Annotated in this window: 23 protein-coding genes; 13 read left to right on the top strand and 10 right to left on the bottom strand. The window is 66.0% G+C overall.

The features are described from left to right. Window positions 1-20: 20 nt before the first annotated feature. Genes J2X98_RS06490 through J2X98_RS06480 form a run of 3 tightly spaced genes read left to right on the top strand, consistent with a single transcriptional unit; the run spans window position 21 to window position 1,562 of the window. Window positions 21-377 carry a non-heme iron oxygenase ferredoxin subunit gene (locus J2X98_RS06490; RefSeq protein WP_141941249.1) on the top strand — a complete coding sequence of 119 codons (357 nt, stop codon included), beginning with the start codon at window positions 21-23 and terminating at the stop codon, window positions 375-377. Between the two features lie 42 nt (window positions 378-419). Further along, complete coding sequence (sufC, locus tag J2X98_RS06485; protein WP_141941251.1) at window positions 420-1,214, top strand: Fe-S cluster assembly ATPase SufC; 795 nt, start codon at window positions 420-422, stop codon at window positions 1,212-1,214. Window positions 1,215-1,229: 15 nt separating this feature from the next. After that, window positions 1,230-1,562 carry a metal-sulfur cluster assembly factor gene (locus J2X98_RS06480; protein ID WP_307305724.1) on the top strand — a complete coding sequence of 111 codons (333 nt, stop codon included), beginning with the start codon at window positions 1,230-1,232 and terminating at the stop codon, window positions 1,560-1,562. Window positions 1,563-1,626: 64 nt separating this feature from the next. Here the strand turns inward: J2X98_RS06480 and ypfJ are convergent, their stop codons facing one another. Next, complete coding sequence (gene ypfJ / locus J2X98_RS06475; RefSeq protein WP_307305721.1) at window positions 1,627-2,508, bottom strand: KPN_02809 family neutral zinc metallopeptidase; 882 nt, start codon at window positions 2,506-2,508, stop codon at window positions 1,627-1,629. A 58-nt stretch (window positions 2,509-2,566) separates the two neighbouring features. Between ypfJ and J2X98_RS06470 the strand changes: the two genes are divergently transcribed. Both J2X98_RS06470 and J2X98_RS06465 read left to right on the top strand, forming a co-directional pair. Further along, complete coding sequence (locus tag J2X98_RS06470) at window positions 2,567-3,973, top strand: class I adenylate-forming enzyme family protein (protein ID WP_307305719.1); 1,407 nt, start codon at window positions 2,567-2,569, stop codon at window positions 3,971-3,973. Beyond that, entirely contained in the window at window positions 3,963-5,147 is a 1,185-nt protein-coding gene (locus J2X98_RS06465; protein ID WP_307305716.1) for a thiolase family protein, read from the top strand. The genes J2X98_RS06470 and J2X98_RS06465 overlap by 11 nt, the downstream gene beginning before the upstream one ends. On the opposite strand, the gene J2X98_RS06460 is transcribed toward J2X98_RS06465, so the two are convergent. Genes J2X98_RS06460 through J2X98_RS06450 form a run of 3 tightly spaced genes read right to left on the bottom strand, consistent with a single transcriptional unit; the run spans window position 5,144 to window position 7,146 of the window. Next, on the bottom strand, window positions 5,144-5,767 hold the full coding sequence (locus tag J2X98_RS06460; RefSeq protein ID WP_141941259.1) for an energy-coupling factor transporter transmembrane component T family protein: 624 nt from the start codon (window positions 5,765-5,767) through the stop codon (window positions 5,144-5,146). The genes J2X98_RS06465 and J2X98_RS06460 overlap by 4 nt on opposite strands. After that, the gene (locus J2X98_RS06455; RefSeq protein ID WP_307305711.1) at window positions 5,764-6,495 is read right to left on the bottom strand and encodes an energy-coupling factor ABC transporter ATP-binding protein; all 732 of its coding nucleotides are present in this window, start codon (window positions 6,493-6,495) and stop codon (window positions 5,764-5,766) included. The genes J2X98_RS06460 and J2X98_RS06455 overlap by 4 nt, the downstream gene beginning before the upstream one ends. Window positions 6,496-6,501: 6 nt before the next feature. After that, on the bottom strand, window positions 6,502-7,146 hold the full coding sequence (locus J2X98_RS06450) for a biotin transporter BioY (protein ID WP_307305708.1): 645 nt from the start codon (window positions 7,144-7,146) through the stop codon (window positions 6,502-6,504). 455 nt (window positions 7,147-7,601) lie between these two features. On the opposite strand from J2X98_RS06450, the gene J2X98_RS06445 reads away from it, so the two are divergent. From J2X98_RS06445 to J2X98_RS06430, 4 genes are all read left to right on the top strand, one after another. Then, window positions 7,602-8,822 carry an AAA family ATPase gene (locus tag J2X98_RS06445; protein WP_307305705.1) on the top strand — a complete coding sequence of 407 codons (1,221 nt, stop codon included), beginning with the start codon at window positions 7,602-7,604 and terminating at the stop codon, window positions 8,820-8,822. A 1,728-nt stretch (window positions 8,823-10,550) separates the two neighbouring features. Next, on the top strand, window positions 10,551-10,748 hold the full coding sequence (locus tag J2X98_RS06440; RefSeq protein ID WP_141941267.1) for a hypothetical protein: 198 nt from the start codon (window positions 10,551-10,553) through the stop codon (window positions 10,746-10,748). Window positions 10,749-10,990: 242 nt separating this feature from the next. Continuing rightward, the gene (locus J2X98_RS06435; RefSeq protein ID WP_307305700.1) at window positions 10,991-11,428 is read left to right on the top strand and encodes a VOC family protein; all 438 of its coding nucleotides are present in this window, start codon (window positions 10,991-10,993) and stop codon (window positions 11,426-11,428) included. A 90-nt stretch (window positions 11,429-11,518) separates the two neighbouring features. Further along, entirely contained in the window at window positions 11,519-12,532 is a 1,014-nt protein-coding gene (locus J2X98_RS06430) for a DUF808 domain-containing protein (RefSeq protein WP_307305697.1), read from the top strand. A gap of 28 nt (window positions 12,533-12,560) precedes the next feature. On the opposite strand, the gene J2X98_RS06425 is transcribed toward J2X98_RS06430, so the two are convergent. Beyond that, window positions 12,561-13,625 (bottom strand): spore photoproduct lyase family protein, encoded by a 1,065-nt coding sequence (locus tag J2X98_RS06425; protein WP_307305693.1) that lies wholly within the window; start codon window positions 13,623-13,625, stop codon window positions 12,561-12,563. A gap of 207 nt (window positions 13,626-13,832) precedes the next feature. Here J2X98_RS06425 and abc-f point away from each other — a divergent pair, with 207 nt between their 5' ends. Next, window positions 13,833-15,431, top strand: coding sequence for a ribosomal protection-like ABC-F family protein (gene abc-f / locus J2X98_RS06420; protein WP_141941275.1), 1,599 nt, complete (start codon window positions 13,833-13,835; stop codon window positions 15,429-15,431). Here the strand turns inward: abc-f and J2X98_RS06415 are convergent. The 4 genes from J2X98_RS06415 to J2X98_RS06400 are packed head-to-tail and all read right to left on the bottom strand — an operon-like array spanning window position 15,428 to window position 17,475. Then, window positions 15,428-15,901, bottom strand: a complete 474-nt coding sequence (locus tag J2X98_RS06415; protein WP_307305685.1) for a YbaK/EbsC family protein — start codon at window positions 15,899-15,901, stop codon at window positions 15,428-15,430. The genes abc-f and J2X98_RS06415 overlap by 4 nt on opposite strands. Before the next feature lie 3 nt (window positions 15,902-15,904). Continuing rightward, window positions 15,905-16,783: an SURF1 family cytochrome oxidase biogenesis protein gene (locus tag J2X98_RS06410; protein WP_141941279.1), complete on the bottom strand. Its 879-nt coding sequence runs from the start codon at window positions 16,781-16,783 to the stop codon at window positions 15,905-15,907. Beyond that, window positions 16,784-17,047, bottom strand: coding sequence for a hypothetical protein (locus J2X98_RS06405; protein ID WP_141941281.1), 264 nt, complete (start codon window positions 17,045-17,047; stop codon window positions 16,784-16,786). Then, complete coding sequence (locus J2X98_RS06400) at window positions 17,044-17,475, bottom strand: DUF3099 domain-containing protein (protein ID WP_141941283.1); 432 nt, start codon at window positions 17,473-17,475, stop codon at window positions 17,044-17,046. The genes J2X98_RS06405 and J2X98_RS06400 overlap by 4 nt, the downstream gene beginning before the upstream one ends. Before the next feature lie 153 nt (window positions 17,476-17,628). Here J2X98_RS06400 and J2X98_RS06395 point away from each other — a divergent pair, with 153 nt between their 5' ends. Continuing rightward, window positions 17,629-18,354, top strand: a complete 726-nt coding sequence (locus J2X98_RS06395; RefSeq protein ID WP_141941285.1) for a beta-ketoacyl-ACP reductase — start codon at window positions 17,629-17,631, stop codon at window positions 18,352-18,354. A gap of 140 nt (window positions 18,355-18,494) precedes the next feature. Beyond that, complete coding sequence (locus tag J2X98_RS06390; protein WP_141941288.1) at window positions 18,495-19,259, top strand: SDR family oxidoreductase; 765 nt, start codon at window positions 18,495-18,497, stop codon at window positions 19,257-19,259. 76 nt (window positions 19,260-19,335) lie between these two features. Here J2X98_RS06390 and serB read toward each other — a convergent pair whose 3' ends face one another. Further along, window positions 19,336-20,229 carry a phosphoserine phosphatase SerB gene (serB, locus tag J2X98_RS06385; RefSeq protein WP_307305675.1) on the bottom strand — a complete coding sequence of 298 codons (894 nt, stop codon included), beginning with the start codon at window positions 20,227-20,229 and terminating at the stop codon, window positions 19,336-19,338. A 124-nt stretch (window positions 20,230-20,353) separates the two neighbouring features. Here serB and J2X98_RS06380 point away from each other — a divergent pair, with 124 nt between their 5' ends. Further along, the gene (locus tag J2X98_RS06380) at window positions 20,354-21,139 is read left to right on the top strand and encodes an ABC transporter ATP-binding protein (protein ID WP_141941292.1); all 786 of its coding nucleotides are present in this window, start codon (window positions 20,354-20,356) and stop codon (window positions 21,137-21,139) included.

Here is a 21,139-nt window from a genome sequence, read left to right as displayed (position 1 = left end):
GGACAGGCAGGCAGGAACGTATGAGCGGCACACCCAAGGGCGAGCTGGTTTGCAGCGCCAACGACATCCAGGTCAAGCAGGCGCTGCGGATCCTGATCGACGGCTATCCCGTGGCCGTGGTGCGGGATTCCATGGGGGACATCCACGCCATCGGTGACACCTGCTCGCATGCGGACATTTCGCTGTCCGAGGGCGACGTGGAGGGCTGCGCCATCGAGTGCTGGGGCCACGGCTCCCAGTTCGACCTGCGCAGCGGCCAGCCGCTCCAGCTCCCCGCCTACGATCCTGTACCAGTGTTCGCCGTCGAACTCGACGGAGACGACGTCTATGTGGACGTCACCAACGTTTTGAACGGCGCAGCAGTAAACAACTACTGAGCGCCCGCAGCACCAGACTTACGAGCGAAAAGAAAGAAGAGCATGTCAACTCTCGAGATCAAGGACCTGCACGTCAGCATTGAGACGGAACAGGGCACCAAGGAGATCCTGAAGGGCGTCAGCCTGATCATCAGGACCGGCGAGACGCACGCCATCATGGGCCCCAACGGCTCCGGCAAGTCCACCCTCGCCTCCACCATCGCCGGCCACCCGCGCTACACCGTCACCAGCGGCACCATCACGCTGGACGGCGAAGACGTGCTGGCCATGAGCGTTGACGAGCGCGCACGCGCCGGCGTCTTCCTGGCCATGCAGTACCCCGTGGAGGTTCCGGGCGTCACCATGACCAACTTCCTGCGCACCGCCAAGACCGCAATCGACGGCGAAGCACCCAAGCTGCGTACCTGGACCAAGGACGTCAAGGATGCCATGGAGAAGCTGCGCATCGACGCCGACTTCGCCCAGCGCAACGTCAACGAAGGCTTCTCCGGCGGTGAGAAAAAGCGCGTGGAGATCCTCCAGCTGGAGCTCTTCAAGCCCAAGTTCGCCGTCCTGGACGAGACCGACTCCGGCCTGGACGTTGACGCACTGAAGATCGTCTCCGAGGGCGTCAACCGCGCACACGCGGAGGGCAACATGGGCACGCTGCTCATCACCCACTACACCCGCATCCTGCGCTACATCAAGCCCGACTTCGTGCACGTCTTCGTGGACGGCCAGGTTGTGGAGGAAGGCGGCCCGGAGCTGGCCGACCGCCTCGAGGAAGAAGGCTACGACCGTTACGCCAAGGGCGCCGGCGCAGCCACCATCGCGGCCTCTGCCGCGGCCCAGGCCTAGTAAGGACGATCTGTCATGACCGAAATCAAGCCGGGCCGCACGGCCCTGGATGACGTCGAAGAGGCGCTCAAGGACGTCATCGACCCTGAGCTTGGCGTCAACGTTGTGGACCTGGGCCTCCTGTACGGCCTGAAGTACTCCGACGACGACGGCGCGCTCCTGATCGACATGACGCTCACCACCGCCGCGTGCCCGCTCACCGATGTGCTGGAGGAGCAGGTAGGCCAGGCCCTGGACGGCGTCGTTGACGACTGGCGCCTCAACTGGGTATGGATGCCGCCATGGGGTCCGGAACGGATCACCGACGACGGCAAGGACCAGATGCGGGCCCTCGGGTTCAACATCTAAAAAAGTACGACGACGGCGGGCCACCTTTCGCAGGAAAGGTGGCCCGCCGTCGTCGTTGTTGCTGCTAAAGCGTGGCTGCTGAGAACGTGTCGCACTGGTTGATGTCGCCGGACTGGTAGCCGCGGGAGAACCAGCGCTGGCGCTCCTCGCTTGAGCCGTGGGTCCAGCCTTCGGGGGAGACCCGTCCTGTGGCGGCTTTCTGGATCCGGTCATCACCCACGGAGGCAGCGGCGGACAGTGCGTCGTTGACGTCCTGCGGGGTGAGGGGTTGCAGGTAGGGCTGCCCGGTCTTGGGATCGGGGGTGGTGGAGGCGTACTTGGCCCAAAGGCCGGCGTAGCAGTCGGCCTGGAGCTCAGTGCGGACGGAACCGGATTCGGGCCCCTTCGGATCCTGCTGCGCACGTTCCAGGTCGCCCAGCAGGTTCTGGACGTGGTGGCCGAACTCGTGTGCCACCACGTATTCCTGGGCCAGCGGGCCGCCTGACGAGCCAAACCGGTCCACCAGCTCCTGGAAGAACCCGGGATCAAAGTACGCGGTGGTGTCGGTAGGGCAGTAGAAGGGTCCTACCTCGGAGGTGGCGGCTCCGCACGCCGTGTTGGTGCCGCCGCTGAAGATGACTGCCTTCGGCTGCGGGTACTGCACGTTGTACTTCTTGAGGTAGCCAGGCCAGAACGCATTGAGGCTGTTCACGGTGCCGGTTATCCGGCAGTCGAGCCGGGCGTCGGCGTCCGCGCCGGTGCTGCAGGCCGGAGCCGTGCCCTGGGACTGGCCCGCCGTGCCGCCGTCGGTGAGGCCGCCGAGCATGTTGGGGTTGATGCCGAGGAGGAGCGCAATGAGCAGCACCAGGCCGCCGCCGATTCCGCCGCCGACTTTTACCCCCGTACCCATGCCCCGGCGGTCCTGGACCTGGGAGGGATCAAGCTGCACATTGTCGTTGAAACTCATAACGTCACATTACCCGCGGGCCGCAGGCTCAATCCGGGCCGGCCGGTAAAGTTGGTGCGTGCCTTTCCTCGACAAGATCCAGCGGTGGGCCGGCCAACGCCCGCACGACACTGCGGTGCTGATCGCCGGGAGGCGCCTGGACTGGGTCGGGCTGCGCGACGCCGCAGCCGGACTGGTCGCCGAGAGCAAATCGGTGACCACCCTCTGCGAAGCCAACTCCGTGGACTTCGCCGTGAAGTTCGCCGCCGCCGTTGCCGGCAGCCGCCAGTGCGCGGTCCTGGATCCTGAGTGGCCGGCTTCCCTTCAGGAGGACATTGCCCGGCGGGTGGAGGCCTGCGCCGTTCCGTCCCCGGTGTCCCCGGATGACGAACTGGCCGATGGTCCGCTGGACGCAGGGTTCCTGATCGGTCTCACCTCGGGAACCACGTCCGTGCCGAAGGCCTTCACCCGCTCCCGCCGGTCCTGGCAGGAGTCCTTTGACGCCTCGATCGAATTCTTCGGCCTTCGCAAGGACGACGTCACCCTGGCTCCGGGTCCGCTCGCGGCCAGCCTCAACCTTTATGCGCTGGCCGAGTGCCTCTACGCCGGGTCCGAATTCCAGACGCTGGAGACCTTCGACGTCGGGGATGTCCACGCCGCGATCACCCACGACCGTGTGACCCGGCTGGTCCTGGTACCCACCATGCTGCGGATGCTCAGCGAACGCGGGATGACAGGATGCGTCGATGCCTCGAACATCCGCACCATCATCTGTGCGGGGTCCAAACTTGATGCCCGCACTCTGGAAGCAGCCCGGCGCTGGGCGCCCAACGCCACCATCTACGAATACTACGGCGCATCCGAACTGAGCTTCGTATCCGGCCTGGGACTGGCTCCCGGGCAGCCGGCCACCGCCGGCGGCAGCGGAATCGGACGGCCCTTCCCCGGCGTCGAAGTCCGGATCCTGGAGGACGACGGCGCCCCGGTCCCCGATGGCGGGTACGGGAACATCTGCGTCCGCAGCGGCATGGTGAGCAACGGGTATCTGTGGGGCGACGACGGCGAAGCACTGCGGTCCTTCGGCGACTGGTACACGGTGGGGGACCAGGGCTATCTGGCGGACGGCGAACTGCACATCCTCGGACGGCGTGCCGACATGATCCTCACCGCCGGCCGGAACGTCTACCCGCACGAGGTGGAACTCGCCGTGGCGGCAGTCCCCGGAGTTGCTGCCGCCGTCGCCGCCGGTATGCCCGACGATTTACGCGGGCAGCGCGTGGTGGCCGGGGTTCTTCCGTCCCATGGCGGCCTTACCGCGACTCAGCTGCGGGCCGGGCTGGAGGACATCCTGTCCCGGCATAAACGCCCGCTTCAGTATTACCTGCTGGCCGAGCTTCCCGTCACCGACCGCGGAAAGGTCAGCCGCAACCTACTCCTCGAGTGGATCAGCGCCCGGGACCCGAGGGTGCGTTGCCTTGCCGGCTGACTTCCTTACGCCCGACCGCCAGCCGGTCATCATCGCCGCCCGCCGCACCCCTGTGTGCCCGGTCAACGGTGCACTGCGGTCCCTGCGCGCCCACGAGCTCCTGGCCCCGGTCCTGGCCGCGCTCGTTGCCGACCTTGCCCTGGACCCGGACTCTGTTGCCGACGTGGTGATCGGCAATGCCGTTGGCGGCGGCGGAAACGTTGCCAGGCTGGCCCTGCTGGAAGCCGGACTCCCGGTCAGCGTCCCCGGGATCACGGTCGACCGCCAGTGCGGTTCGGGCCTGGACGCGATCGTCCTTGCATCCCGGCTGGTGGCGGCCGGGGGCAGCCCGTTGTACCTGGCTGGGGGAGTGGAGAGCACCAGCACCGCGCCCCTGAGAGCGCACAGGAAGGACGACGGCGGCCCCGAGTTCTACCGCCGCGCCCAGTTTGTGCCGCACAGCTTTGGCGACCCGGACATGGGTGTGGCGGCGGAAACGGTCGCAGCGGAATACGGCGTGGGCAGGGAGCGGCAGGATGACTTCGCGCTGGCCAGCCACCGGAAGGCCCTTGCGGCCACCCGGGAGGGCTATTTTGCCGGTGAACTCGTGCCGCTGGAGACACCTGCGGGGACTGTAACGTCCGATGGTGGCCCGCGTCGGGGGCTCACGGCTGCCGTCATGGCGCGGTTCCCTGCCGCCTTCGTTCCAGGGGGAACTGTCACCGCCGGAAACTCCTGCTTTGACGCGGATGCCGCGTCCGCCGTCGTCATCACCTCGCTGGCGCGTGCGCGGGAACTGGGGGTGCCCGACGCGATGCTGGTGCTCGGTACTGCCACCTCCGGCGTGGCTCCCCAGCTGCTGGGAATCGGCGCCGTCCCGGCTGCCGCTGAGGTGCTGGCAACGGCAGGCGTGGCAGCGGACGAGCTGGACCTGGTGGAATTCAACGAGGCCTTCGCGTCCCAGACATTGGCGTGCCTGGACCAGCTGGAGATTGACCCGGAGCGGGCGAACCTCGACGGAGGCGCGCTGGCTTTGGGGCACGCGTACGGTGCGTCGGGCGCCGTCCTCGTGACACGGCTGCTGGCCCAGGCACGGAGGATGGGGACGCCGGGCGCCCTGGGGCTGGCCATGATCAGCATGGCCGGTGGAATGGGGACGGCCGCGTTACTGCAGTACGGGCGCCTCCGGCCCTAGTCTTCCGCCTCGCCCAGACCCCGCGCGGCGAGCGCCTCACCTGTTTGGCGGGCATAGGCCACCGAGGTGATGAACACCGGCAGGACCAGCGCCCGTGGATTGCGCTCCAGGCCCCTGGCCTTCGCGGAATCGCGGACGTCGGCGAAGGTGCCCGCGATGAAGGGAATGCTGCGGAGCATGATGCCGATCGTGAGGGCGAAGCGCTCTGGATCGGCGCCAAACCGCTGGAAGGGACGCGCCAGCTGGACTACGCCGTCGAGGAGTTGCTGGATGGGGGTGGTTGCGGTGAGCAGGGACGCGGCCACGACGCAGACCAGGATGTTCAGAACGATCCGCGCTGCCGTGGGGCCGCCCAGCTGCCACCATTGAAACAGTCCGATGACCAGCAGCACGGGGGCCAGCGGCCGGACGGCGCCCCACAACCGTTTGAGTCCTGCACCGCTGCCCAGGAACAGCCCGCCCAGGGCCGCGAGTACCGCTGCGGAGATGCGCCAGTCCACAACGATGAAGGACAGCAGTCCGCAGGCAAGGACCACGAGGAACTTCAGCGCAAGCGGCGCACGGTGCAGGAGCGAGTTGCCCGGCACGTAGTTGGCAAGGAGGAACCCGTGGCCCCTCACGGCGCGTCCCGTCCTGCCGGATCCAGGGCCTGCATGCACCAATGGCGGTACGCTGCCACCGCTTCGGTGGGCGCGCCGTCGAACGCAACCTGGCCCTCCTGGACCACCAGGACCCGGTCCATGTCCAGGGCCAGGTCAAGGTCATGGGTGGACATGATGATTTGCTGGTCCAGGTCTGCCAGGGTCCGGCGAAGCAGTTCGCGGTTGCGCAGGTCCAGGAGGGTGGAGGGCTCGTCCAGTACGAGCACCTTGGGTTCGACGGCGAGGACGGCGGCGAGCGCCATCAACTGGCGTTCGCCGCCCGAGAGTTCGTAGATGCTTTGGTCCGCCAGGTGCAGCAGGCCAAGGCGTGCGAGGGCAGATTCGGCTTTGCTGCGTCGTTCGGTGCCGTTGCGGACGGAGCGGCGCAGCGACAGCTCCACGTCTTCCCGCCCGGTGGGCATCACCAGCTGGGACAGCGGATCGGTGAACACGAACCCTACGTTCCGCCGGACTTTGCGGACGGCGCGGACTGTATCGTCGCCGTCGACCGTCACCGTGCCGCTGGTGGGCTGGATGAGCCCGTTGACCAGGCGCAGCAGCGTGGATTTGCCGGATCCGTTCGCGCCGATGACGCCCACCCGTGCTTCGTCCAGCCTCAGGCTGACGGCGTCAAGGAGGACCTTGGGCTGGGGGGAGTCTTCCGTCTCGACGGCGACGCGCACCTGGTCAAAGGCCACGGCAGGCATGGCGGCCTACGCGCTTTCGGCCGGCAGCCCGCGGCGCCGTACGCGGCGGACCAGGACGTCGGGGAAAGCCCGGTGGAGGGCTACGGCGATGGCGACGGCGAGGACGTTCTTGATGATGTCCCCGGGGTAGAAGACCAGGTCGCTGACGAAGGCCTGCTCCAGGGTGGCCTTGGAGTTCATGGCGATGCCGAGGATGCCCAGCGTGTGCACGATGACGACGCTGGTGGCAGTCGCGGACAGGAAGAACCACAGGGCACGTGCCTTAGTGGTGCGCCGGATTACCAGGGTGGCCAGCCACCCCACCACGCCCGCGGCAATGGGGAAGGCAATGATGTAGCCGGCGGAGGGACCGGCGAGGATGCCCAGGCCGCTGCGGCCCTGGCTGAAGATGGGCAGGCCCGCGAGGCCCAGGAGCGTGTAGAGCCCGACGGCGGCGAGTCCGCGGGCGGGGCCCAGCACCAGCCCGGTGAGCATCACGGCCAGGGTCTGAAAGGTGATGGGGACGCCGAAGCCGTTGAGGGCGAGTCCCGGCACCAGGGCTGCAGCGGCGACGAGGGCGGCAAAAACGGCGATCAGCCCCAGGTCCGTGCCGTTCCAGCGGCGGCGCTCTGTCCGTTTGCTCGTCTTGGGGGTGGTTTCGGTGTTGCTCATGGCGGTCCTGTCGGGGTTGTACAAGCGGAATCTAATGTACAGCCGACGCTACCGGGGTGGAACGGGGTCCATTTTGTAGGAGTCCCACTAAGGCCGGCCCTGGGTGTTTCCGGCTGGGCACAACGGCGCCGCTGACCGGCGTCATCCTGCATGCCGGACGAAGGTGGGACGTGGGCGGATCAGCCGGAACCCAGCTCCATCTGACGGCTTGAGCCAATTTCCTGTGTAGCGTTTAGGGGACCTTCACCGGGCAGTTTTGCGGGCGGGTCATACGGGAATCAGCGTGTCGGGGTATGTGTGCATTCCAAGAGGGAGCCTTCCGATTGCTCCGTTAACGGAGACCGGCTTACGGGCGGTGATTGTCCACTCAGCCTCCCCCCGGAAATCGCACAGCAACTCATGGCGGGGATCCGGCAACGCATTCCGGGTACCGGTTGATTGCTAGGCTCGGGGTCATGGATGAGGCTTTGGGGAAGTTCCTCAACGATTTCGGCGAGCTCGTGCGTCTGTCCGCCGTGAGCGCTGGAGGCGGATCGGGAAGCAGTATCCGCGACGTGGTGCGCGCGCATCTTGGGACGGATCCCGGCGAGGTCGCCGTGGTCGCCGAGCCTATTCAGATGCTTCGCCTCGTCGACACGGACGCGGTTCTCGACGAGATTGCCAGTCGCGATCCGTCCGCGCGGGTAATCGGCGTCGGCGGTGGCCAGTTGCGCATGCACACGGATCTAAGAGGCATGCTGGATCCCGGTCCCCTCGGCCGCTCCTTCCCATCTGTCTCGCAGCCGGACTATTCGAATGCGTCGGTAGGGCCGAGCGAGCAGCGCCGCACGCTGCAGTTCGGGCTCCGCCTGTTCCGGTACGACGAAGCCCCGGTGGCGATCCTGCAGCGCGGGGCATCCCCCAACGATCAGCGGTTCGTCCCGTCGCTCGAGGTCATCGCCACCAATGGGGACGCCGTATCCCGCCTCTTTTTCGAACTTCGAGAGCGCCTTGAGCGGGAGAGCATCTTCAAGGGCCAGGTGGTTCTGCTCTCTGCGACCGGGTTCGGTCCCGGCCGTGCACCCGCCACCGGTGGGATCACGTTCGTCGAGCGTCCGCGGGTCCGCGCCACAGACGTCATCCTCGCGCCGGGGGTCCTTTCGCGCATCCGGGACCACACGCTAGCCGTGGGCCGACACGCTGCTGCGCTCACGGCCCTTGGCCAGCACCTCAAGCGCGGGCTCCTGCTCTACGGGCCGCCGGGTACTGGCAAGACGCACACCGTGCGGCACCTCATCGGGACTTCCGAGGGGACAACCGTGCTCATGATGGCCGGGCGTTCGCTGTCCCGTGTGAGCGAGGCCGCGCAGATGGCGCGGGCGCTCACGCCGTCGATCGTCGTGCTCGAGGACGTTGACCTCGTAGCCGAGGACCGCAGCTTCGGGCCCAGCCTACAGCCCCTCCTCTTCGAAATTCTCGACGCCTCGACGGGCTTGACGGAGACGCGGACATCGCGTTCGTCCTCACGACAAACCGGGTCGAAATGCTCGAGCGAGCACTCGCCCAGCGGCCGGGTCGCGTGGACCTCGCCGTTGAACTCCCGCTGCCGGGACTCGCAGAGCGCCGCGCGCTGCTCGCTCTGTATGGGCGCGGCTTGGGCTTCTCGGACGCCGCCCTTGCCCGCGCGGCCGCGTTGATCGAAGGGACGACGGCATCGCTCGCCAAGGAGCTCGTCCGACGAGCTGTGCTTAGCGCCGCTAAGGAGGAAGCAGAGCTGGGGGACCGCCATCTCGACGACGCTGCAGCCCAGCTCATGGCCGAATCCGAAACGCTCACACGCACACTCCTGGGCAGCGAACCCGCCGTACCGAGGCCGAACGAGAGGATAGTGCGCGGTGGCGAGTTCGTACAGGAACCGATCCCACGGTCGGCATCCTCCAGTAACTAATCCGCTAAGCTCGGCCCCGATCTATCCATCTTCTCCTCCCGACTGGAGATGGATGTTGCCATCCTCGAACACCGCGGCCACCCGGAGTCCCCCGGAGGTGTTCGGTGGAGGATCAGCTAACGGGACGTTGTCCCGTCAGCGTCACCGGAGCAATCCGTACCTCAACTGGCATAACCGAACCAATACCAGTGCAGAGGCCTGCACTCTCAGGCATGGGGGAATCAGCGTCAGGCACCGGGACTACTCCGGTGATGGGGCAGGTCGCGGTCGGCACGAGTGCAGCGGCCGCCCTGATCATCGGGGGGGTATGTTCATCGCAGACGCCCTATCCACCAGCTCCGCCGCGGTCTTGTCAGGTACAGCCCATTCAGGGCCCTTCGAACTACTGGCTACCGGACTTCACTTTTCCGTCATCCTCGGGCTCATCTTCGCAGGGAACTCCCTGACCCGTCCCGACCCCGATTACAGGGAGGTTCTGAATCTCTTCAGGCGCAACGACACAAGCGGCTTCAACGAAGCCGCACCTGCCCTGCCGCTGTTGAGTTGTTCGTTCCCGGCCTATTGGCTTGGCTTCGGCGGCGTCCTTTTGTTCGTGTGGAGACGCCATGAGGCCGCGTCCGGCATCGGCGAGTTGAGCGCCTCCCTGGCACTCCTTGGAGCTGCCGGCTTGGCTCTGTGGATGATGCTGGTGGCTCTCGGCAAAAGGTTCCGACACGACGCAGGAAGTGGCGTGCAGGAGCACGAGGCAGCACTTTCGGCGAATATGCTCAGCCGACCGGGGACACGAGGGCCGATGGAGCCCTATCGAAGGCATGTCGGCATCGAGTATCGGACAATCCGGGCCACAATACCGCTCGTAGAACTCAGCGCGACCTCAAAGGTTCTCCATTTCCGGTTTCGGTTCGGACGGGACTCATTTTGGGGCCATGGCACTTCCGCAGGGAACAGGTATTCGAGGTGTTCACAACACGCAGACTGCGGCCGCGTACGCCGGAGACTTTGGGGGTTGCTGTTCGGAATCCGGGCTTTCCGGGTTAGGCTCGCGGAATGAAGCTCCCGGGGCCACTTTTGATCGTGCTTGGGGTGCTGGCCGTTGTCCTGGCCCTGGTGGTGTTTGTTCGTGGGGGTGCCGGCACCGTCTGCCCCGCCACCGGTTACACCTACACAGGAGACGTGGAGTTGGTGTTTGCACACGAGCCAACGTCGGTTGCGGCATGCTTCGGGGAGGGCTGCACTCCGGTCCCGGTATCCAGGAACCCGGAGGGCATGTGGCCTGTGCCGCAGTCTGCTCCGTACCTGATACCGCCCGCCAGTGTCACCTCTGTACTCGTGGACGCGGCGGACTCTTCAGGTGTCCATGTGGTTCGCGTGCGGCCGGTAGAAACGGAGCCAACCGGGGAGCACCCTGACGGTCCCGAATGCGGTGGCCCGGTGAGGTTCAAGCCAGTACAGGTGCCGGGGAGGTGAAAACATATGGATGATTCTGGGCTACCATCCAGGCTTCTTGATACCCCACAAGGTACGCCGCGAACAGTTCGTCCAGCCTGAGTTTCGGTGGGACGGAAACACCAGCTACAGGGAGGAATTGGCGGCGCGGCTCACGGCGCTGTTCCCCGAAGGAGAGTTCCTTGGCAAGGAAACGGCCAGAGTTGAATTCCTCGATCTCAAACCATGACCGTGTCAGCTGATCTGAACGCTCCGCCCCAAGTACCCAAGGAAAGCGTCCACTCAGGCGCGGGCGGAGGCCTGATGATCGAACAGGGTGTTGTCCAGGTCGAAGAGGACGGCTCGAATTTGCACCCGGCAAGCGCAACGGTCGATTCGGGACACTTCAGGATCGTGGAATGGCATGGCCGCATACCCTTTACTCCTCCAGATCCCAAGTGGCCAGGCCCCGCACTTGATAACGTGTGGCACATGCCGATCAAACTAGAAAACGTAGGCATCGCCGTCAGCGACCTGGAAGCGACGATCGCCTTCTTCACCGACCTAGGGCTTACCGTCCTGGGCAGGGAGACCGTCAGCGGAGACTGGGCGGACACCGCCGTCGGCCTCGACGGAAACCATGCCAAAATTGCCTTGCTCCAGACCCCGGACGGCAACGGCCGCCTCGAACTCTTCGAATACATCCATCCTGAGGCAATCCAGACAGAGCCCACCCGCCCCAATGAGATCGGCATGCACCGCGTAGCCTTCTCGGTGGACGACATCGACCAGGCACTGGAGATCGCGGCACGGCACGGCTGCCATCCGCTTCGGGGCGTGGCAACGTATGGGGACGTCTATAAACTCACTTACCTGCGGGGCCCGAGCGGCATCATCGTGATGCTCGCCCAGGAGCTGACCAGAGGCTGATACCGTCCTGCCATATACTCCGAAGATGCCACTCTCGCACCCACCCAGCCATACCCAGCGCCCCGCTCCCACCCAGCGCGGAGGCCAAAAATGAGCGGCGGGCTCGTCGCCCTTCTGGATGACGTAGCGGCCCTCGCCCGCATCGCCGCCGCCTCGGTGGACGACGTCGCGGCCGGAGCCGCCAAGGCAGGGGCCAAGGCCGCAGGCGTCGTGATCGACGACGCCGCCGTCACCCCGCAGTACGTATCCGGCTCGGACCCGTCCCGCGAACTGCCGATGATCAAGAAGATCTTCTGGGGCTCCATCCGGAACAAGCTCCTCATCATCCTTCCGGCCCTGCTGCTCATCAGCGGCTTCGTCCCCTGGATCATCCCGTTCATCCTCATGCTCGGCGGCACGTACCTCTGCTACGAGGGCGCAGAGAAGGTCTGGCACAAACTCCGCGGCGGCCACCATGAGCCTGAGGAAGCGCCGGCCGTGGAACGCGGGCACGACGCGGAAGCCAAGGTAGTCAAGGGCGCCATCACCACGGACTTCATCCTGTCCTGCGAGATCATGGTCATCTCGATGAACGAGGTGGCAACAGAGTCCATCTGGGTCCGCGCCTTGATCCTGGTCCTGGTGGCCTTCGCCATCACTGTGCTCGTGTACGGCGCCGTCGCACTCATCGTCAAGATGGATGACATCGGCGTCCACCTGGCCGCCAAGGACTCTCCCCGCGCCAAGCGCTTCGGGCATCTGCTGGTCAGGGGAATGCCGGCCGTGCTCGCTGCGATTACGTTCGTGGGGACCATCGCCATGCTGTGGGTCGGCGGCCACATCATGGTGCAGGGGGTTCACGACCTTGGCTGGCACGCACCCTATGACCTGATCCATGCCCTTGAGCACCCGGTGGCTGGCATTGCGGTGGTGGGCGGCTTCCTGGCCTGGCTGGTCGACACTCTGTGCTCGGCAGTTATCGGGCTCGCCTGGGGACTCGTCGTCCTGGCCATCGTGGGTCCGCTGCTGAAGGTGCTGCCCTTCGGAAAGTCGAAAGGCGGCCCCAAGGAGGCAGCCACTGCGGCAGGGAACGGCGCGCACCGGCCCGCAGAGAACGACAGCTGACAGCAACCGGCCGCATCCGTTGCGCCTCTCAGAAGGCGTAGCGGATGCGGCAGTATGGTGCGACGTCCTGGATCAGGGCGGTCAGCTGCCGTACATAGGCGGCCTTGGCCCGTGACCGGTAGCGGACATTGTTGAAGCCGTTCGACGAGGTCTTCGACTCCTGAAGGTCGGGGCGCCACAGGACGTTCTCGGCCTGGGGGTGCCATCCCAGGTTGACTTCGTGAAGCTGCTCATTGTGGGTAAGGAAGATCACCTCGGCCGCAAGCTGTTCCTTGGCGGCAGGTGTCAGGGCTGCGTCGAGCTGGCGCAGAAGTTCCTCCCAGTCCGTGAGCCAGGTGTCGGTGATGATGACGGGGGAGAAGTTCACATGGACCTCGTAACCGGCCTCCACGAAGTCATTGATCGCGGCCATCCGCACCGCCATGGGCGAGGTCCGCGCGTCGACTGTCTTCGCCAGGTCCGCGGGCATGAGCGAGAAGCGGATCCGGGTGTGGCCACCGTGGTTCCACTCCAGCATCGCTGGATTGATGAACTTGGTGGCGAAGGACAGCTTCGCGTTGGGCAGTTCCCGGAACAACGTGACAAGTTCCTCCACGTTGTCGCTTATCAGGGCGTCCACCGAGCAGTCGCTGTTCTCGCCAATGTCATAGACCCAGAGTTCGGGGTCGCACTGGTTGGGCTCGAGCTTGATCCCCTGCCGGTTGGCGTGCCGCTCCACCGCCCTGGCGATCTGGTCGATGTTGGCGAACACCGTGACCGGGTTGCTGTAGCCCTTGTGCCGGGGAACGTAGCAGTAGGCGCAGGCCATGGCGCATCCGTTGGCGGTGGACGGCGCAATGAAATCCGCGGACCTGCCGTTTGGCTTGACGGTCAGCGACTTCTTGACCCCGAGGACCAGGGCCTCCGTCTTGATGCGTGACCAGCGCGGCACGTTGGTTTCGTCGCCGTGCACGTCCGGGATGTTCCAATGGTTTTCCACCGGCACGACGTCGGCGTCCGGCCAGCGGGCCACGATCTCCCGGCCGCGGGGCAGCTCCAGTGCGGCAGGCTGGGCATAAATGCGCCGGATCTGGAGCAGCCGATCGAATTCCATGCCCTCATTGTCCGTGAACCTATGGCGCCGCCGCGCCCAGTTAAGCCCACGGCCTCCGTCGAAATCATCCAGGGGCGCCGCTGAAAGATGGGCACCCTGCCGGACGGTAGACTGGACTGTGCCGTTCTCACGGCCGCTCTGCCCAGCGTCCCTTCGCACACCGTGCGCGGACTGTGGCGTTCCCTGTTGTGAAAGGCCTTACCTGCTGTGATTACTGTCCAGGATCTTGAACTGCGCGCCGGTGCCCGGCTCCTGATGGACCAGGTGAGCTTCCGCATCGACAAAGGGGACAAGATCGGCCTGGTGGGCCGGAACGGAGCAGGAAAAACCACCCTGACCCGCGTCCTGGCAGGCGAAGGCCTTCCCGCTGCCGGCAAGGTGACCCGCAGCGGGGAGATCGGCTACCTGCCCCAGGACCCGCGCACTCCGGACATGGAGCAGCTCGCGCGGGACCGCATCCTCTCCGCCCGTGGACTGGACGTCGTCGTCGGCAAACTCCGCAAGGCGCACGATGAAATGGCCAGCGAGGACGCGGATGTCCAGCGCAAGGCCATGGGCCGGTACGACAGGCTCGAATCCGAATTCCTCGCAGCCGGCGGGTACGCGGCCGAGGCCGAAGCTGCCTCCATCTGCTCCAACCTCGCCCTCCCGGACCGCCTGCTGAACCAGCCGCTCAAAACGCTGTCAGGTGGCCAGCGCCGGCGTGTGGAACTGGCACGCATCCTGTATTCCGATGCCGAAACGATGCTCCTCGACGAGCCCACCAACCACCTCGACGCCGATTCCATCGCCTGGCTGCGTGACTTCCTGAAGAACCACCAGGGCGGGCTGATCGTCATCAGCCACGACACCGACCTGCTGGAAGCCACCGTCAACAAGGTGTTCCTGCTGGACGCCAACCGCGCCCAGATCGACTTCTACAACATGGACTGGAAGCGCTACCTCCAGCAGCGGGAAACCGACGAGCGCGCCCGCAAGCGGGAACGCGCCAACGCAGAAAAGAAGGCCCAGGTCCTCATGGACCAGGCCAACAAGATGCGGGCGAAGGCCACCAAGGCCGTGGCGGCGCAGAACATGGCCAAGCGTGCCGAGCGCCTGCTCAGCGGCCTGGAAGCAGTCCGCGAGCAGGACCGGGTGGCAGCGCTGCGGTTCCCGGACCCTGCGCCCTGCGGCAAAACACCGCTCACCGCGGATGGCCTCAGCAAGTCCTACGGCTCCCTGGAGATCTTCACGGACGTGGACCTGGCCATCGACCGCGGCTCCAAGGTGGTCATCCTGGGACTCAACGGTGCCGGCAAGACCACGCTGCTGCGCATGCTGGCGGGGGTGGACGCCCCCGATACCGGCGAAGTCATCCCCGGCCACGGGCTCAAGGTTGGCTACTACGCCCAGGAACACGAAACCCTGGACCACAACCGCACCGTGCTGGAGAACATGCGCTCCGCAGCGCCCGACATGAAAGACGCGGAAGTCCGCGGAATTCTGGGCTCATTCCTGTTCTCCGGTGATGACGTGGACAAGCCTGCCGGCGTGCTCTCCGGCGGCGAGAAGACGCGCCTGGCCCTGGCCACCATCGTAGCCTCCAGCGCCAACGTCCTGCTTCTCGACGAGCCCACCAACAACCTGGACCCCGCCAGCCGCGCCGAAATCCTCGGCGCCCTGCGCAACTACACGGGTGCCGTGGTCCTGGTCAGCCACGACGAAGGCGCGGTTGAAGCCCTGAATCCGGAACGCGTGGTCATGCTTCCCGACGGCGTGGAAGACCTCTGGAACGAGGACTACCTGGACCTGATCACGCTGGCTTAGCGCACCGGCAGTTCCAGCGCACCGGTGATCCTGTGCAGGTCCCGGTAGGTGATGCTGAACATCGAGTTGTGGTCTCCTGCTCCGGCCCACAGGATCCCGTGGGCTTGCAGGGACTCGTCCAGCAGCGTCCTGATTCTCCTGGGATGCCCTACGGGTGCGACGCCGCCTACCTCCTGGCCCGTGTGTTCCAAAACGAAGGCGGGGCTGGCACGGCGGATCCTGCCGGTGCCGAGCCGTGCCGCCACGAGTGCGGTGTCCACCCGGGCGGCGCCGCTGGCGAGAATCAGCAGGGGCTCGCCGCTAAGGTCGAAGATGAGGCTGTTGGTGATGGCCGCGAGATCGCATTCCAGCGCCTGCGCAGCTGCCGCCGCTGTGGGGACGCCGGCCGGAAAAGTCTTCACGGTGTCGCCGATGCCTGCCGCCACGAGGGCAGAACGCACCCGGGCGACCGGGCCGGCGTCGTACTCCATCCCTCAGTACCCCTGCGCGTCCAGGAGGGCATCTTCCTCTTCCTCGGCAGTCGCCTTCTTGCGCTTGCGCGGGGCAGGCGGCCGACGCCGGGCGGCCGGGACTGCTGAGTGGATGGCGCCGTCCTGCAACTCCTCTTCCTGGTCCTCGGCGTCGATGGCGGCATTGCGTGCCTGCTGCCGGGCAGCGTAGCCGAAACCAACAAACATCAGCACGCCGAAGGCGAACCACTGGAGTGAGTAGGACAGGTGCGTCCCCTCGTCCGTGGACGGCTTGGGGAAGGCGACGGGCATGTCGGCGGCGGGAGGCGTTTCGGAGGCGAGCTGGCCGTAGGCGCCCGTGAGCAGCGGATGGCCCAGCTGCGCAGCGTAGGCAGGGAGGTCAATGGACGCAAGCTGGCCTTCAGGGGCTCCGCGCTGGAGCTGCGGCTCACCAGGCTTAAGACGCACGACGGCGGTGACCTCACCGGACGGGGGCGCGGGCACGGAGTCGGGGCTGCCGGGGTTCTTGTTGCCGATGGGCAGCCAGCCGCGGTCAATGACCACCGTTTCCCCCGTGTCCAGGCGGAAGGGGACCACCACCTCATACCCGGGTTGTCCGTTCAGCGGCCGGTTGCGCACGATCCGGCTGCCGGCAGGATCGTAGGTTCCCTTCAGCTCAACCTGGGTCCACTCCCTGGCCGGGTCCATCTGGTTGAACTGGTCCCGTGCCTGCGCGAAAGGGATGGGCGTCGCCGAGTAATTGGTGACCACCCGGTTGATCTCGGCGAGGGTCTCGGCGCGCCGGTCCATCTGCCACCTGCCAAGGAAGACGCAGGCCGTGGCGAAAATGGCGGCCAGCAGGAGGTAGCCCAGCCACTTGCTGGAAAAGAGGAAACGGTACATTCAGATGTCCTGCTCCAGGCGTTCGCCGTCCCCGGCGGCCAAGGGCCGCGTTTCCTTCCAAAGCCCCCGGGTCTGCAGGTAGTCCTCCAGCCACTCCCGGTGGTCGGCGCAGGCCAGCCAGGTCTTGCGCCGCTCGGGCGTGTGGATTTTCGGGTTGTTCCAGAGCAGCTGCCAGGAAGCTGCTGCCCTGCACGCCTTCCGTGAGCAGACGGCCCCGGCTTCAGATGCGGTATCTGTTCCTGCCGCGAAGTCGAAAATACTCATGATGCCGGCCGCTCCTCTCCAGGCTTCGCCTCGTCCTCATTCACCAGTTCACCTTGGAGCACTGCGCTTCCTGCCTCTTCATCCGCCGCCGGGGCAGGTGGGCTTTCAATCTCGGCCAGCGGTGCCGAATCCAGCAGCAGGTCACTGGGCGTCTCCGCCTTGTCGCTGCCGTTGGCAATCACCACGGCGAACCACGGCAGGAAGACAGCGCCCACCACCGGAATGATCTTGAACCACCCATCCACCACGAAAATCAGGATCAGGCACACCATGCGGATACCCATGGCCAGGGCATACTTGATCATCCGCTGCCGCATATCCTCCGAATGCGCGCCCGCGGCGTCCGTGATGCTGTGGACTTCGGTGTCGCCGGAGAACCGGCCCGGTTCTCCGGGCACGGAACGTCCCGCATGGTTTTCAAGGGTCACGGTGAATGATCACGCTCCAAAGGCTTCCCTTAATTCTCGCACCATCGGCAGTGCTGCCCAAACGCGCCGGGGGGCTGCCGCTAAGATCGGAGGCAGCCCAAACCACACCCCGCTATCGCGGCGCAGCCCGCCGCAGAATTCCGGAGCCCCTCCATGACTGAAACAGCTTCCGCACCCCGCAGCGTCCTGGTGACCGGCGGCAACCGCGGCATCGGCCTGGCCATTGCCAAGGCGTTCCTGGCCAACGGTGACAAAGTGGCCGTGACCTACCGCAGCGAGAGCCAGCTGCCGGAAGGCATCCTCGGCGTCAAGGCTGACGTCACTGACGAAGCGTCGGTGGACGCAGCCTTCAAGGAAGTCGAAGCAGCCCACGGCCCCGTGGAAGTGCTGGTGGCGAACGCCGGAATCACCAAGGACACCCTGCTACTGCGCATGAGCGAGGACGATTTTACCTCTGTCATCGACACCAACCTCACCGGCGCCTTCCGCGTCATCAAGCGGGCCTCCAAGGGCATGATCCGTCTCCGCAAGGGCCGCGTGGTGCTGATCTCCTCGGTTTCGGGCCTGTACGGCGCACCCGGGCAGATCAACTACTCCGCCTCCAAGGCCGGCCTCGTCGGCATCGCCCGGTCCCTCACCCGCGAACTTGGTTCCCGCGGGATCACGGCGAACGTGGTGGCTCCCGGCTTCATCAACACGGACATGACCGCCGAACTCCCCGAAGCCACCCAGAAGGACTACCTGGCCAGCATCCCCGCCGGCCGTTTTGCCGAGGCCGCCGAGGTGGCCAATGTTGTCCGCTGGATCGCCAGCGACGAAGCCGCCTACATCTCCGGTGCCGTGATCCCGGTGGACGGCGGCCTGGGCATGGGCCACTGACCCACCAGGGTCCGCCCCTGCAGGGAACTAGCTTGGCGGTGCTTATTTGTCGAAGTCGGACAAAGGATACCGGAACCGGCCGCTGGCATGATGGACTGCAGACCACAACGTTTTAGATGTTTCGAACAAAGGAAGCTTGCATGGGACTGCTGGATAACAAGACGGCGATCGTCACCGGATCATCGCGGGGCATTGGTGCTGACGTAGCCAGGATCCTGGCCTCGGAGGGTGCCGCCGTCGTGGTCAACTACCGCCAGAAGGCGCCCCGCGCCAACAAGGTGGTGCAGGGCATCGAAGCTGCCGGCGGCCGTGCCGTTGCTGTCGGCGCAGACCTGACCACGCAGGAAGGCGTCCAGGCCCTCGCCAGCGCCGCCATGGAGAACTTTGGGTCCCTGGACCTGCTGGTCCTCAACGCCTCCGGCGGCATGGAGACCGGGATGGGGGAGGACTACGCCCTCAAGCTCAACCGCGACGCCCAGGTGAACATGCTGAACGCTGCCGTGCCCCTGATGAAGGAAGGCTCGCGCGTGGTTTTCGTGACCAGCCACCAGGCCCACTTCATCAACAGCGTCCCCACCATGCCGGCATACGAGCCGGTGGCCCGCAGCAAGCGCGCCGGCGAGGACGCCCTGCGTGAACTCATCCCCCATCTTGCCGACAAGGGCATCTCCCTGGTGGTCGTCTCCGGCGACATGATCGAGGGCACGGTCACCGCCACCCTGCTGGACCGCTCCACCCCGGGCGCCATCGAGGCGCGCCGCGCCGAGGCAGGAAAGCTTTACTCCGTGGAAGAGTTCGCCCAGGTTGTGGCGGGCATGGCCACGGCCGACGTCGAATCCGGCCACACCGAGTACGCCGGCGGTGCCGACTACTTCGGCAAGGGCGCCCAGGAAGCCTCCAACTAAGCAGCAGCGGGCAGCTGGCCTCCTCCGCCGGGTAATCCAGCGGAGGGGGCCAGTTTGTCTTCAGGCGTAGCGGGGGTCAGACGCCGGCGACGTGGCGGACGGCGTCCAGGTACGGCATGTTCAGCGCGGCGTCGGCCACGGCACGGACGGCCGGCTTGGCGTTGAAGGCAACCCCGATGCCGGCAGCGCCCAGCATGTCCAGGTCGTTGGCGCCGTCGCCTACAGCCACGGTGTGTTCGAGGGCGATTCCCTCGGCGGCTGCCCACTCGCGCAGGTACTTTTCCTTGGCGGCCCTGTCCACGACGGCGCCCAAGACCTTGCCGGTCAGCGCGCCGTCCACGATTTCGAGTTCATTGGCCTGCCAGTAATCCAGGCCCAGCTCCGCGGCGATCGGTTCGAGGATCTGGTTGAAGCCGCCTGACACGACGGCCACGGTGTGGCCGGCGGCCTTGAAGGCGGCCACCAGCTGTCCGGCGCCTTCGCTGAGCTTCACTTCCTTGCGGACGGAATGGACGACGTCGGAAGGCAGCCCCGCGAGCACCGCCACCCGGGCGTGGAGGGACTGGGCGAAGTCCAGTTCACCGCGCATGGCCGCTTCCGTCACGGCGGCCACTTCCTCCCGCTTTCCGGCGTATGCGGCCAGGAGTTCGATGACCTCCTGCTGGATCAGGGTGGAGTCCACGTCCATGATCAGCAGCTTCCGCGCGGCGGAGCGAAGGCCTGCAGGCACCAGTGCGATATCAAAACCGCTGACTGCCGCGTCAGCCACGGACCGGCGGAGGGCTGCAAGCCCGGCAGCGGTTGCATCCGGGAGGTCCAGCTCAAGGACGCGGACCTGGTACCGGTCGTCACCCGCCTCCGATTCGGAGAGCACCTCGGCGCCGTGCGACGCGAGGACGGAACGCAGCTGCTCCAGGCCGGCGGGGGTTACATTCAGGCCATAGCTGACCGCAGTCACGTTCGAAGTCATGCCTGCAATCTTAGTCAGCAGCGGAGGGGCGGCCTTAATCGATTGCGGGTACGGTCGCAATGCCATTAGGGTGCCTTCACACCGGTTATCAGTCATCTTCTGTTTTGTCCTAGTGTCTACTCCTATGAGTGATGTTCTGGAACTGGACTCCGTCAGCGTTGTCCGAGGCAAAAAGACCCTGCTGGACAAGGTTGACTGGCAGGTCAATGAAGGTGAACGGTGGGTCATCCTTGGCCCCAACGGCGCAGGCAAGACCACCCTCCTCCAGATCGCGGCGGCCCGGCTCCACCCGAGCAGCGGCACCGCAGGCATCCTCGACGAGATTCTTGGGCGTGTTGACGTCTTCGAGCTCCGGCCGCGGATCGGCCTTTCCTCTGCAGCCCTTGCCACCCAGATCCCCGAGCACGAGAACGTCCTCAATGTTGTGGTCACGGCGGCCTACGGTGTCACCGGCCGCTGGCGGGAGGGGTACGAGCGCGACGACGAACGGCGCGCCTTCCGGCTCCTGAACGACTGGGGCATGGGACCGCTGCTGAACAGGACCTTCGCCACCTTGTCCGAAGGCGAACGCAAGCGCGTCCAGATCGCCCGTGCGCTCATGACGGACCCGGAACTGCTGCTGCTGGACGAGCCCGGTGCCGGACTGGACCTGGGCGGCCGTGAAGAACTGGTCCACAAGCTGGGCGAACTGGCCCGCGACGAGGCGGCCCCGGCCATGGTCCTGGTCACGCACCACCTCGAGGAGGTCCCGCCGGGCTTCACGCACGCCATGCTGCTGCGCGACGGCGGCGTAGTGGCAGCCGGCCCCATCACGGAAGTACTCACCGAAGAACACCTGAGCACCACGTTCGGACTGCCGCTCGCGGTGACCGAGAACGCGGGACGCTACACCGCAACAGCACGCCGCTAG

Source organism: Pseudarthrobacter enclensis, from assembly GCF_030811655.1.
In the GTDB taxonomy this organism is placed as follows: domain Bacteria; phylum Actinomycetota; class Actinomycetes; order Actinomycetales; family Micrococcaceae; genus Arthrobacter; species Arthrobacter enclensis_A.
This window is presented reverse-complemented; position numbering and strand designations above follow the sequence as displayed.